At 45.3% G+C, this 13,009-nt stretch carries 11 protein-coding genes; 8 read left to right on the top strand and 3 right to left on the bottom strand.

Annotated features, from left to right (window positions below; all coding sequences use genetic code 11):
• Positions 1-932 precede the first annotated feature (932 nt).
• The 6 genes from HQN88_RS08150 to HQN88_RS08175 all read left to right on the top strand — a co-directional run bounded on the left by HQN88_RS08150 (position 933) and on the right by HQN88_RS08175 (position 7,529).
• Positions 933-1,766 (top strand): electron transfer flavoprotein subunit beta/FixA family protein, encoded by an 834-nt coding sequence (locus tag HQN88_RS08150; RefSeq protein WP_173109935.1) that lies wholly within the window; start codon positions 933-935, stop codon positions 1,764-1,766.
• A 24-nt stretch (positions 1,767-1,790) separates the two neighbouring features.
• The gene (locus tag HQN88_RS08155; RefSeq protein WP_173109937.1) at positions 1,791-2,930 is read left to right on the top strand and encodes an electron transfer flavoprotein subunit alpha/FixB family protein; all 1,140 of its coding nucleotides are present in this window, start codon (positions 1,791-1,793) and stop codon (positions 2,928-2,930) included.
• The gene (locus tag HQN88_RS08160; RefSeq protein ID WP_173109939.1) at positions 2,927-4,237 is read left to right on the top strand and encodes an FAD-dependent oxidoreductase; all 1,311 of its coding nucleotides are present in this window, start codon (positions 2,927-2,929) and stop codon (positions 4,235-4,237) included. Before HQN88_RS08155 ends, HQN88_RS08160 begins: the two co-directional genes overlap by 4 nt.
• Positions 4,234-4,521, top strand: coding sequence for a ferredoxin family protein (locus tag HQN88_RS08165; RefSeq protein WP_028554142.1), 288 nt, complete (start codon positions 4,234-4,236; stop codon positions 4,519-4,521). Before HQN88_RS08160 ends, HQN88_RS08165 begins: the two co-directional genes overlap by 4 nt.
• Positions 4,522-4,673: 152 nt before the next feature.
• A complete protein-coding gene (locus HQN88_RS08170) occupies positions 4,674-6,869 on the top strand; it encodes an alpha-galactosidase (RefSeq protein ID WP_173109941.1) in 2,196 nt (731 codons plus the stop codon).
• A 147-nt stretch (positions 6,870-7,016) separates the two neighbouring features.
• On the top strand, positions 7,017-7,529 hold the full coding sequence (locus HQN88_RS08175; RefSeq protein WP_173109943.1) for a DinB family protein: 513 nt from the start codon (positions 7,017-7,019) through the stop codon (positions 7,527-7,529).
• 43 nt (positions 7,530-7,572) lie between these two features.
• On the opposite strand, the gene HQN88_RS08180 is transcribed toward HQN88_RS08175, so the two are convergent.
• Complete coding sequence (locus HQN88_RS08180) at positions 7,573-7,800, bottom strand: hypothetical protein (RefSeq protein WP_028554145.1); 228 nt, start codon at positions 7,798-7,800, stop codon at positions 7,573-7,575.
• A 204-nt stretch (positions 7,801-8,004) separates the two neighbouring features.
• On the bottom strand, positions 8,005-8,799 hold the full coding sequence (locus tag HQN88_RS08185) for an AraC family transcriptional regulator (RefSeq protein ID WP_173109945.1): 795 nt from the start codon (positions 8,797-8,799) through the stop codon (positions 8,005-8,007).
• A 131-nt stretch (positions 8,800-8,930) separates the two neighbouring features.
• Between HQN88_RS08185 and HQN88_RS08190 the strand changes: the two genes are divergently transcribed.
• On the top strand, positions 8,931-9,701 hold the full coding sequence (locus tag HQN88_RS08190) for a sugar phosphate isomerase/epimerase family protein (RefSeq protein WP_173109947.1): 771 nt from the start codon (positions 8,931-8,933) through the stop codon (positions 9,699-9,701).
• 32 nt (positions 9,702-9,733) lie between these two features.
• Entirely contained in the window at positions 9,734-10,753 is a 1,020-nt protein-coding gene (locus tag HQN88_RS08195; RefSeq protein ID WP_173109949.1) for a Gfo/Idh/MocA family protein, read from the top strand.
• 128 nt (positions 10,754-10,881) lie between these two features.
• On the opposite strand, the gene HQN88_RS08200 is transcribed toward HQN88_RS08195, so the two are convergent.
• The gene (locus tag HQN88_RS08200; protein ID WP_173109951.1) at positions 10,882-12,999 is read right to left on the bottom strand and encodes an LTA synthase family protein; all 2,118 of its coding nucleotides are present in this window, start codon (positions 12,997-12,999) and stop codon (positions 10,882-10,884) included.
• Positions 13,000-13,009 lie beyond the last annotated feature (10 nt).

The following is a 13,009-nucleotide window of genomic DNA, read 5'->3' on the forward strand; positions in this document are numbered from 1 at the left end:
CACTCCACTCACTTCACGCACTCCACGCACTCCACTTACCCCCACGCACTTCCCGCCACCCCACGCACCCCACATAATCCACCAAACCTAGCTCATCTCATGCAACCCTATATACGCACCCGACGGTGCTCCTCCCTAATCTATCGAGAGAAACCATTTTCTGTGGTATCTACAATAAATAACTGGAGCTAGAAGCCTTCTTTGGAAAAAGGATTTATGACTTTTCGAGCAAGAGGTGAGCTAGATTTTTCAAAAATAGAATAATTATTAAGTGTAAAATAGTGAGTTTTTGAATTACCTTCATACCAATTGTAGATATCACAGAAAATGCCTTTCTTTGAAATAGTCAGTCGAAGGGTTCTTGCTGATTGAGCGAACTGCCCATTAGTGTGCTAAATGAAAGTCTTTAAGGGCTGGCAAGCCACTTGTAGATATCACAGAAAATGCCTTTCATTGAAATAGTCAGTCGAAGGGGTTCTTGCTGATTGAGCGAACTGCCCATTAGTGTGCTAAATGAAAGTCCTTAAGGGCTGGCAAGCCACTTGTAGATACCACAGAAAATGCCTTTCATTGAAATAGTCAATCGAAGGGGTTCTTGCTGATTGAGCGAACTGCCCATTAGTGTGCTAAATGAAAGTCCTTAAGGGCTGGCAAGCCACTTGTAGATACCACAGAAAATGCCTTTCATTGAAATAGTCAGTCGAACTTGAGCATGTATCTCAATTTTTTCAAGACTTTAGTCAAGTTCAGCACCTTTGCGCATATACTGTGTTAGATTCTTATCTTTATGCTTGTTCGAAAGCTCATAAAATGCTCTGTAAGCGATTACGTATCGACATTTACGTGACAAAATTCACAATGATGATAGGCCCACTCAGGCCAGTTGTCCAAACATGCAAGCCAGTTCCTCGCAGAAATAGGAGGGTGCAGAGATGCTGCATATTGTCGTCTGTATTAAACAAGTTCCGGATTCTAGAGAAATTCGCATTGATCCCAAGAATAATACGCTCATTCGTCAAGGTGTTCCCAGCATTGTGAATTTCTATGATATGCATGGCTTGGAAGAAGCATTGCGCATTAAGGATGAGCAAGGTGCGCGCATTACAGTTGTCACTATGGGGCCGCCACCAGCAGAAAAAGGACTCAAGGAATGTATTTCATTAGGTGCCGATGATGCGGTATTGGTGACGGATCGTGGTTTTGCTGGGGCGGATACTCTTGCTACCTCGTATGTTGTTGCTCGCACAATTCGTAAAATTGCAGAGACGTGGGGGCAAGTAGACATCGTTTTTTGCGGGAAACAAACGTTAGATGGTGATACCGGACAAGTTGGCCCAGGTGTTGCTTGCCGATTGGATTTGGAGCAACTTACCTATGTCAATAAGGTGGTTAAAGTCGATGAAGAAAGCCGTAAAGTACGCGTGCACCGACTCCTAGAGGACGGGATTGAAGTGGTTGAGACAAGCATGCCGGTGTTAATCACCGCACTGAAAGAACTGAATAAAGTGCGACGGGCATCACTGCCGGGCATGATTCGAGCGGCTAGATATAAGCCAACTGTATGGACGACGGCGGATTTTCCCGATCTGGAGCGGGCAAAAATTGGACTTAAAGGTTCTCCAACGATTGTTGCCAAAACATGGGTGCCCGAGATCAAAGCGGTTAAAACGCAAATGATCACTTTCGATAGTCCAGAAGCTGGCGCGGCTCAGCTTGCCGACAAGATATTGACGAAGGACATGCAGAGCCTATTAGATTGGGCTTGATAGATGGGAACGGAGGATGACACGATGGCAAGAGAAACAGAACAGTTGGATCCGACAATGCCGGACTGGTCGGCGTATCGTGGGGTTTTGATCGTTGTTGAGCAGCGCGAGGGCATCGCGAAAAAGGTGTCCTGGCAGCTGTTAGGCGAAGGCAAAAAGCTGGCAGCAAAGCTGGAGGCGCCGCTCATGGCGCTCGTCATCGGCGAGAATGTCGCACATCTAGCTGATGAAGCCGTGCACTACGGCGCGGATCGGGTTTACCTCTGCGAAGCCGCGGAGCTTCGCAATTATAGGACCCGGCCCTATAGCCGGGTCTGCTTGAAGCTGATCGAGGATGCGAAGCCCGAGATCGTGCTGTTCGGCGCGACAGCGACAGGTCGCGACTTAGCAGGTGCGATTGCAACGCACCTGCCCACGGGGCTTACGGCCGACACGACGCAGCTCGACGTGGAGCCGCCGCCATCGCGGCTGTTGCTGGCCAGCCGGCCGGCTTTCTCCGAGAAGATGATGGCTACCATCCTCTGTAAGCAGTACCGGCCGCAGATGGCGACAGCGCGTGCGGGTGTATTCCAGGCGCTGCCGAAGGACGCGGAGCGCCAAGGCGAGATCATCCGTATCGAAGCTACGATGCGGGAAGAAGAAATTGATGCGCAGGTGCTCGAGTTCCTGCGCGAAACAGGGAAGCTCAATCTCGAGGACTGCGAGATTATCGTTGCTGGAGGCCGCGGACTTGGCGGGCCTGATGCTTTCAAGCTGCTCGCCGAGCTTGCGGACGCGCTCGGTGGTGTCGTAGGCGCGTCACGCGCTGCCGTTGATGCGGGCTGGATCAGCCACGAGCATCAGGTGGGGCAGACGGGCGCCACGGTGCGGCCGAAGCTCTATTTCGCCATCGGTATCTCTGGCGCCGTGCAGCACACGGTCGGAATGAGTCATGCCGATGTCGTCGTTGCGATCAACAAAGATGAGAAAGCGCCTATTTTCCAATTCGCCCATTACGGTCTTGTAGGGGATTTATTCAAAATTGTTCCAGCGATTACAGAGGAATTCAGGAAACGTCGTACGCTTTTCGGCATTCACCCGTCTTCAGTGGTTGATGCCTCGATATCCACTACACAGACGCAGTCAGAGGCGACTTTCGCGAGAGAAAGGAGTGAAGCGAAATGAATGAAAAATTCGACGCCATCGTCGTTGGCGGTGGTCCTGCTGGAGCGGCAGCGGCGTTAACAATGGCACGAGCTGGGTTATCAGTTGTTCTGCTTGAAAGAGGCGAGTTTCCGGGCGCTAAGAATATTTTTGGCGGTGTTCTCTATCGTAAGCAAATCGAGGAGCTTGTTCCTGAGTTTTGGACGGAGAAGAATTTTCCGATGGAGCGCTATATTGTTGAACAGCGGATTTGGATGATGGGCAAAGAGTCCATGGTCACGTTTGGCCATCGCAATGAGGCCTATAAGGAGCCTTACAATTGCTTCACGGGTCTGCGTGTCAAATTCGATCAGTGGTTCGCTGAAAAAGCGGTAGCAGCAGGCGCGATCCCGATTTACGAAACCGTCGCGCTGGACGTTATTCGTGAAGGTAATAAAGTTGTAGGTGTCCGAACTGACCGAGATGATGGCGATCTGTATGCGGATGTTGTTGTCATTGCCGATGGCGTTAACTCTTTGCTCGGTAAAGCGATGGGGATTCATAGGGAATGGATGCCGGATGAGGTGTCTTTAGCTGTCAAAGAGGTAATTGCGCTGCCACGAGAGAAGATTGAGGACCGCTTTGGACTTGAGGGAGACGAAGGTGTCACCATCGAATTTATGGGAGAAACCTCGCTTGGAATGGCGGGGATGGGCTTTCTTTACACGAATAAAGAAACGATCTCGCTAGGGGTCGGTGTGATGGTCAACCATTTGCGGGATAAAAAGGTGAAGCCATACGCGGTACTTGATGCGGTTAAACAGCATCCGATGATTCGGAAGTTGATCCAAGGCGGGGAGACCAAGGAATATTCCGGTCATCTCATTCCAGAAGGGGGCTTTCATTCAATCCCAACCCTATCCGGTGACGGCTGGTGTGTCTGTGGTGATGCCGCGCAGTTGATTAACTTTGTCCACAGGGAGGGGACAAATCTCGCCATGACCTCGGGCCGCTTGGCCGGAGAGGCTATTATCGAAGCGAAAGCTCGCGGGGATTTTACAGCCCCAACGATGCACCTCTATGATAATAAAATCAAAGAATCCTTTGTACACAAGGATTTACAGAAGTACAAGGGAATGCACCAATTTTTGAAAGAGCAGGATCCTGAATTATTGTTCGATCGACTGCCACGTGCTGTAAACGAAGCGGCGTACAACATGTTCCTCGTGGATGGGATTACGAAAGCAGAAAAGCAAAAAATGGCCATGAAGCTTATCAAGAATGCCGCAGGCGGTACGGTCAACTTGATGAAGCTGGGCTATAAGGGATGGAGGGCGATGAACGGATGAGCCAAAGTGATATTTCAGATAAACTGTTCACCATTCGTTACAAATGCGATGATAAATCCCACCTTGTCATTAAAGACAAACAAACCTGCTTGAATTGTGTGACGAAGGACTGTAATTATTTCTGTCCTTCTGATGTGTATGAATGGGAAAAAAAGCTTAAGATCACGACTGTAGCATTTGAAAATTGTATTGAATGTGGTACCTGCCGCATTGCGTGTCCTTCTTACAACATCGATTGGGTGTATCCGAAGGGCGGTCATGGGATGACGTATAAGTACGGTTAATTGATCTATGTTGATGAAAATAGAGCCGAGACCATTTAGAGGTCTTAGTTCTATTTTTTGCTAAAAAACGACATTCCTCCATATGTAGGTGTAGTTTCTCCATAGTTTTGTTCCTTTCAGGACACGATAATAGAGAATAGGAGGGATTTATAATGTCGATTTCTTTTGAACCTGTACAAGGTATTTTTCATTTACAGAATAATCATATGAGCTACGTGATTCAGCTTATAAATGGTTCCTATCCAGCCCACGTGTACTGGGGCCGCTCGATACGATCTGGTCAACTCGGTACGGTGATTCAATATAAGGAGCGAGCTTCTTTTAGCCCGAATCCGGTTAAGGATAATAAAACGATCTCTTTTGATACACTCCCACAGGAATACCCTGCTTATGGGACAAGCGATTTCCGTGAGCCGGCGTATCAAGTTGCACAACCTAATGGTTCGACGATTACTGAGCTTGTCTATGACAAGCATCGTATCGTGCAAGGCAAGCCAGTTCTAGAAGGCTTACCATCTACTTATGTAGAAGCAGATCATGAAGCAGAAACACTTGAAATTGAGCTTGTTGACAAAGTAGCTGGCTTGCGAGCCATTCTGTCGTACACGATTTTCGCCGATCATGCGGCTATCACACGTTCTGTTCGTTTTATTAATGAGGGAACTGCTGAACTTAAGTTATTGCGAGCATTAAGCTTGAATGTAGACTTTCCACATGCTGACTGGGATCTGTTGCAGCTCTCAGGAAGTTGGGCGCGTGAGCGTCATATTGAAAGAAGAGCCTTGGCTCCAGGGAAATTAACGGTTGAAAGCCGACGTGGATCGAGCAGTCATTCCCATAATCCATTCGTCGCTTTACTTGCTAAAGATGCCAATGAAGACTACGGAGATGTGTATGGTTTTAATCTCGTATACAGCGGGAATTTCGCAGCGCACGCCGAAGTCGATCCTTTTGCAACTGCACGTGTCTCCATCGGAATCAATCCTTTTGATTTCAGCTGGCTGCTAGAGCCAGGACAACAGTTCCAAACACCTGAGGCTGTTATGGTGTACTCCGGCCAAGGGATTGGTGAGATGTCCAGATCCTATCACCGCCTATATCGTACGCGACTTTGCCGCGGTGAATTCCGTGATCGTGTACGACCTGTCCTAGTCAACAACTGGGAAGCGACGTATTTCGATTTTAACGCAGATAAAATTGAGAGTATTGCTCGTGCCGGAAAAGAGCTTGGTATTGAGCTGTTCGTATTGGATGATGGTTGGTTTGGCAAAAGAAATGACGATACGACTTCACTTGGAGATTGGGTTGTCGATAAGGCGAAACTGCCTAACGGACTTGAAGATTTGGTAGAACGCGTGAACAAGCTAGGACTGGAATTCGGTTTATGGTTTGAGCCTGAAATGGTATCGCCAGAGAGTGATTTGTACCGTAAGCATCCAGATTGGTGCTTGCATGTACCAGATCGTCGGCGTACCGAAGGTCGTGGGCAGCTGATACTTGATTTTTCACGCGAAGAGGTATGTAATGGCGTAATGGACATGCTGCGTAAAATTCTAAGCAGTGCGCCGATCACTTATGTCAAATGGGATATGAATCGGAATATGACGGAGATTGGCTCGGCTGCCTTGCCTCCTGAACGTCAAAGAGAAACGGCGCATCGCTACATGCTTGGCTTGTATCGCGTAATGGAAGCCATTACGACCGAATACCCGCATATCTTGTTTGAAAGCTGCTCCGGTGGTGGCGGACGTTTCGATCCAGGTATTCTGTATTACATGCCGCAAACATGGACGAGCGATAATACGGATGCTGTATGCCGTTTGAAAATCCAATACGGGACGAGTATCGTGTACCCTGTAAGTTCCATGGGATCGCATGTATCTGCGGTACCTAATCATCAAGTTCATCGCATCACGTCTCTGGAAACTCGCGGTCATGTGGCTATGTCGGGTAACTTCGGCTATGAGCTTGATCTGACGAAGTTCACAGAAGAAGAGAAGGAGCTCGTCAAACGTCAGGTTGCCGACTACAAACAACTTCGACCTCTTGTTCAGTTTGGCGATATGTATCGCCTGTTGAGCCCGTTCGAGGGGAACGACACCGCGTGGATGATTGTCTCCGAGGACAAGACACAAGCTATGGTTGTGTTCATCCGAGTGCTTGCACAACCTTATGCGCCGTTGAAGACGTTGCGCTTAAAAGGACTCAACCCTGACTTCGATTATCAAATCGAAGGCGCAGAAGGGCTGTTCCCCGGCGATCATCTGTTATACGCCGGTATTCCTGTCGTTGGTCTGCAAGACGACTTCCAGAGCAAAATCTGGCTGCTTAACGCTAAGCAACAGTAATAGATCTCCCCCCATTTCCTAATCAGGGAATGGGGTGTTTAAGTTGGTCAAAGTGAATAGAGTGAAAGCGAGATTCATTTTTTGGGAATTTTGCGATATGATAGATAGACTCAAACTATCATATTAGTGAAGGGAGACAATTCTAACATGCTGCAACGACCAAGTCATGACGAATATTCATCCTACTACACGGGTTATATCGGGCTGGTGCCCGAAGGAGACTATGTATCCATTTTGAACAATCAAGAAAAAGCACTCCTATCCTTATTCTCACAATTAACGGAAGAACAGGCGTTATCACGTTATGCTCCAGAGAAGTGGAGTTTGAAGGAAGTACTGGCTCATATCACGGATACAGAGCGAATTATGAGCTATCGATTACTGCGAATAGCTCGCGGGGACACGACGGATTTACCTGGCTTTGATCAAGATATTTTTATTGCCAATGCGTCTTTCGATGATGTGGCCTTAGTTGACTTGGTGAAAGATTTCCAAGCGGTGCGACAAGCTACGTTGGCGCTGTTGCCTACAATTACAGAAGCAGCATGGACACGCTTTGGGACAGCGAATACATTCTCTATTTCTGCCCGCGCCATTGCCTATGTGATCGCAGGTCATGCGCAGCATCATCTTAACATTGTAGAGCAGAAGTACTTATAAGCAAAAAAAAGCCTGAAATCCATCAAAGGATTTCAGGCTTTTTTTAGTAAAGTGATAGTGCCAACGAATCTCGTTCATTCAATGAATGAAGAATCGCTTCGCACCCGACAATCTCGATGCTGATGATAGAATCCAGACATTTCTTGAGTGTTGCTCTACCTTTGGTGACTTTGGCCTCAAGTGCTGACTTCAGTAAATTGAACTTCTTTTTATTTTTCTCATCGGAGTATACGGGTACAGGTTTGTTATGAATCGTTATAAACATTTTCATGAGTTCCACCATCCTAAGAATTGGATATAGTACTAGCATATCGGATTATTATTAATAGAACCTTAAAATAGTTTTACAATTTTAAGACAAATAAGAGATTGCTATGTATTTTCGTATATAGATAATACGATTTAGCGGCTGAAAATGTTTCATACAATAGGTAGAAAAATTGAATATTGTGTGAATTTAATTTTCTAAAGCGTGTTAAGTGTGCTGCATGTTTTGTCTATAGGCTTTAGGTGACGTACCGAAACGTTGTTTAAATGCACGATGAAAGTAAGGGTAAGAGCCAAATCCACAGCTAAGCGCAATTTGTTCTAAGGACATGGAGCTATCATGCATACGCTCAACGGCGCTGGATAGGCGTACTTCTGTGGCATATTGGATCATTGTTTTGCCAAAATATTCTTTGAACAAATGGACAGCTCGGGAGATACTAAGTCCTACATGATCTGCGACATCTTCAATTTTGAACGCTGCAGTAGCATGTGCCTCAATAAATCGTTTCATACGAGTGCCCGTGAAAGGGCGCCCCTGCACCGTTTCAGTTGCTGCACGTTCAAGATAAAGACACAGAGCTTGGAGTAAATAACCGCTTAGCTCGGGATTCTCATCTTCCATTCTGCGCTTCTCAAGACTTAGTTGCCGCCAAAGTGAGATCAATCTGGGGTCGAGGTCAATGCGCATGCAAGTTGGTTTGTTGTTGCGTTTCCACCATGCATCAATCCAATCACCCTTGCAAAATAAGTAATAGTCGCCGCTGGCGATTTTCTGATCAGGTTGCGTCTTTGCCTGTTCGATTCTCAGCTCGTAGGGATCGCCAGGTTTATACAAAAGCAGATGACCTGCTTCTATCTGGATCATACGGCCATCAACAAGGGCTTCACAACTGCCTTCTGTCTGTAGTCGAAAAAGATAATATAGCAGTCCGGATTTATTACTGTTATAAAACGGATCCATATGAAAAGAATACCCACAAGTTAATAGTTCAGCTTCCATGTCATTTCGCCTTTCGTAGCCAAATAAGAGATGTTTTAATTATATCGTGAATGGTCATAATAGGCTAATCTCGCGTATACTAAGGCCAAGGTTACTATAATTGATTTCACTATGAGAAAAGAGGAGAACAAATGGGACGTTTAGGAATTGGACTTCAATTGTACACATTGAGAGATGATATGGCACGTGATATGGAAGGTACACTTCGCCATGTTGCGAAGTTAGGATATGAGGGTGTTGAGTTTGCTGGCTATTATGACATGCCTGCAGATAAACTTAAAGGTTTGCTCGATGAGCTTGGATTGAAAGCTTTCGGAAGCCACATTAGCTTGCAAAGATTCCGTGATAATTTCCAAGGTGAGATCGACTACTTGAAAACAATCGGCGCTACTTATGCGATTTGTCCGTATGTTGGTGCGGAAGAGCGTGAGAATGTTGAACAATGGAAATCTCTAATTGCTGAGTGTCAGGGACTTGCAGTTGAGACACAAAAACAAGGATTGCAATTCCTTTATCACAACCATGACTTCGAATTCCATTACAAAGTGGAAGATGAGTTCGTTTTTGACGCGATGTATGCTAATAACGATGCAATTAAAGTCGAAATGGATGTATGTTGGGTACAATATGCAGGCCAAGACCCGCTCGCATACATTGCCAAATATGCAGGACGTCTTCCTTTGGTGCATTTCAAAGATTTCACGAAGGATGCTGATGGTAAACTAGTTACGTTGGAGCTAGGCTTAGGCGATGTTCCTTTAGATAAAGTTATCGTTGCTGCTGAGCAAGCTGGCGCAGAGTGGCTTGTTGTAGAACAAGATAACTGCCAGAAGGCACCTTTAACGAGTATCGAAAACAGCTTTAACTGGGTTAAAGAGCATTATTTGAACGTTCATAACTAATTTATTCTTATTATTGAAGGAGCATTTATCCCATGAGTAAAATTAAAGTAGCCGTCATTGGCTGTGGATCCATTTCCAAACATAGACATATCCCAGAATACGCAAACAATTCAAATGTTGAGCTAGTTGCATTCGTTGATCCGATCATCGAAAGAGCACAGCACTACGCTGAATTGCATGGCGGTAAAGCATACAGCAACTATGTTGATATGTTGAAAGCTGAGAAAGTTGATGCAGTTAGCGTATGTACACCGAACTACCTTCACGCTGAAATCTCCATTGCCGCGGCTAATGCTGGCGCACACGTACTTGTTGAGAAGCCAATGGCTACAACAGCTGCTGAGTCCGAGGCAATGATCGAAGCTGCGAAGAAAAATGGCGTATTCTTGATGGTTGGTCACAACCAACGTCTAATGCCTCCACATGTGAAAGCGAAAGAAATCTTGGAGTCAGGTAAGCTTGGGAAAGTTCTTACATTCCGTACGTCGTTCGGTCACCCTGGTCCTGAAGGTTGGAGCATTGATGGTCGTGAGAGCTGGTTCTTCCGTAAGGAAGAAGCCATTATGGGCGCAATGGGCGATCTAGGCGTACACAAGTCAGATCTTATCCGTTGGTTGCTTGATGATGAAGTTGCTCAAGTAGCAGCTTTCGTTGGTACCCTTCACAAAGAGGGAACTGACGTTGATGATAACGCGACTTGCTTGCTTCGTATGAGAAGCGGAGCTACGGGTTCCCTAGTAGCAAGCTGGACGTATTACAAAGGTCAAGACAACTCCACAGTTCTATGGTGTGAGAATGGTGTTATCAAAATTGATACAGACCCTAACGATCAAGTAATCGTTGAGCTTCGTAACGGTACGGTTGAGCGTTACAAAGTGGGTCAAGTAGCAACGAATGAGAAACAAACATCTAGCGGTGTTGTCAACGAATTTGTTACGAGTATTCTAGATAACAAACCACCTCGCATTTCTGGTGAAGAGGGTTACCAAGCTTTGAAAGTCATTCTTGCAGCATTTGAATCCGAAGCTACGGGTAAAATCATTAATCTTTAATTTATAGAGGTAGTCACGAGAGCTCGTCCCATCATGGGATGAGCTCTTATTTTTTCTCAAACAGCAGGATATGAAGAAAAAGCCTCCAATCCTCAAGTATGAGAATCAGGGGCTTCCTCCAATGCTTCTTAACGACCGCCAATATCAATGGATACGGAGTTCGATTTGCCTACAATTGTTTCTTTGGAGTCTTTGACTTGTACTTGGATGTCCCAAAGGCCTGTTTTGAGTAAAGGACCTTCAACTAACGCGGTAGCTGTATGTTCGTCTTTCCAAGTCGTCGGTATTACTTTGCCGTTTAAAGTTACATAACCCAGAGGGGGAAGATTATTTCCGGTTACCGTAAGTGTTAAACTCGTGCGACCAGATATATCTTGTGAGTCAGCTTCTACTTTATCTAACGTGATTGGCCCGAAACCGAGCATATATTTAGGATTAATAATCGGTGTTAAATAGTTTTTGTATGCGTGTCGATCACCGAAAAGAATATCATATTGCAAAGTTTCGTAATTTTTGAGATCATCTTCTTTTATGTTCATTTCAGCAAAATGATCCTTTGGCGGAATGACTGGATACTTTTTAGCCAATTCCGTTAAGAAGTTTGTATAATAATTGCCTTGTTGCCTCGACAGTTCGATTAGATAAGGTCCTAAGAAAGAAGGGCTAATATTCAAATTGTCTTTCCGCTCATCGTCGAAATTATTCCACACGACCAACGGGACGCTGTACATTTTTTTCAAGAAATCAGGATCATCTTTACCGCTTATATACTTCGTGTCTATATACGTTGCGTAGTCATCACCAAGAGCTGGCAAATGATCGCCCCAGAAAGCAATAATTGTAGGCTCGCCTTTTTTCTCATAGTATTCCACTAATTCCTTCAGCATCTTATCAGACCCATTGATACCTTGGGCCAACGTTTCAAGCATCCCCACGGAAGAAGCGGAGAAGTTGCCTGTTACATTAAACTCGTTTTTCGGGAATTTACCTGGATAGAAATGAAAATGATTTTCCATCGTGTTCGCGAACACGAAATCAGAGCCTGCACTTTGCTCAGTTGCATGAATAATGTTAGCAGCAACTTCACTATCTGCGATGTAAGGACCGGAATAGGTCGGTTTGAAATACTCAATCGGAATATATTTGGAAAAGCCGAAATCTTGATAGATTTTATTACTATTGAAGTACCAATTATAAAATGGGCTAATCGCAGTCGAAGTGTAGCCTTGACGTGCATAAATACTCGCTAATGAATCGACTTCATTTGAAATATATTGATTATAGGCAATGGAACCTTGTGGTAGGAACCGCATGGAGTTACCTGTAAGCACTTCGAATTCAACATTGGCTGTTCCGCCGCCATACTGAGGTGAAAGCATCGTTCCGCTCGTTCCAGTCTTCTGTAGTTTATGGAAGAAAGGAATTGGATCTTTGTCGAACTTCGCGCCAGGGATAATGGTTGGATCCCAGAAAGCTTCACTTAGAATAACAATTACGTTCGGTTTAATTGGTTTTGTGTTAGAATCACCAGCCTTCACTGGTGGTGTGGGTGATGCATTCACGATGGCTTCTACAGCTTTATCATCATAGCCTTCCCGGTGATCCGAGAACATGGCTTTGGTATTCAAAACTGTGGCTAACGCATATCCGTTTGTTTTGGTGTTCTGCACTTGATTCCAAACAGCTGCCTCGATGCCAAACCACTTCTGAACAGGCAGTGGTAGATCGGTATAGACAGCTAAAAACATAACTAAACCAATTCCGGCAAGAATTGCCCGTTCTTTTAAAGCTACTTTTTTAATAAACATGGTTGTACGGTAGAGGATGAAGTAACTGCCAACAAGAAACAGGAGAATGACAGATAAAACGTTAAAAGTCAAAATGTTGGATAAATACTTCACCATATCGGAGGCTTCGCCTGCTACTACTAAATCCCACGGCGTCAAAGGCACGCCAAGTATTTTGAGTTTTACGCCACTAATAAGGGCCAAAATGATCAGGAAACCGCCAATCACCCAATACGCGATTCGAGTGCGCCCGATGATGGCAACGAATAACAAGAGAAGGCTTACTACGATCCATTCGTTGAAAAGAAGCTCTAGAATATGCTTGAAGCTCCAAGACATCATTTCAATGTAGTTTCCGCGGCTCAAGATTTCCATGATCAGAACAGGGATTAATGCAAGGAGTAAAAGTGGCAGCCTTGGCCGGATTACTAATAATAATCGTTCAATGTGTTGTTTCATAGTTTCTCCT

The organism is Paenibacillus qinlingensis (genome assembly GCF_013204845.1).
Classification (GTDB): Bacteria; Bacillota; Bacilli; order Paenibacillales; family NBRC-103111; genus Paenibacillus_E; species Paenibacillus_E qinlingensis.

Bases quoted from the DNA above. Each gene is read 5' to 3' on its own strand.
- HQN88_RS08150 (WP_173109935.1), top strand. From the start codon at position 933: ATGCTGCATATTGTCGTCTGTATTAAACAAGTTCCGGATTCTAGAGAA.
- HQN88_RS08155 (WP_173109937.1), top strand. From the start codon at position 1,791: ATGGCAAGAGAAACAGAACAGTTGGATCCGACAATGCCGGACTGGTCG.
- HQN88_RS08160 (WP_173109939.1), top strand. From the start codon at position 2,927: ATGAATGAAAAATTCGACGCCATCGTCGTTGGCGGTGGTCCTGCTGGA.
- HQN88_RS08165 (WP_028554142.1), top strand. From the start codon at position 4,234: ATGAGCCAAAGTGATATTTCAGATAAACTGTTCACCATTCGTTACAAA.
- HQN88_RS08170 (WP_173109941.1), top strand. From the start codon at position 4,674: ATGTCGATTTCTTTTGAACCTGTACAAGGTATTTTTCATTTACAGAAT.
- HQN88_RS08175 (WP_173109943.1), top strand. From the start codon at position 7,017: ATGCTGCAACGACCAAGTCATGACGAATATTCATCCTACTACACGGGT.
- HQN88_RS08180 (WP_028554145.1), bottom strand. From the start codon at position 7,800: ATGAAAATGTTTATAACGATTCATAACAAACCTGTACCCGTATACTCC.
- HQN88_RS08185 (WP_173109945.1), bottom strand. From the start codon at position 8,799: ATGGAAGCTGAACTATTAACTTGTGGGTATTCTTTTCATATGGATCCG.
- HQN88_RS08190 (WP_173109947.1), top strand. From the start codon at position 8,931: ATGGGACGTTTAGGAATTGGACTTCAATTGTACACATTGAGAGATGAT.
- HQN88_RS08195 (WP_173109949.1), top strand. From the start codon at position 9,734: ATGAGTAAAATTAAAGTAGCCGTCATTGGCTGTGGATCCATTTCCAAA.
- HQN88_RS08200 (WP_173109951.1), bottom strand. From the start codon at position 12,999: ATGAAACAACACATTGAACGATTATTATTAGTAATCCGGCCAAGGCTG.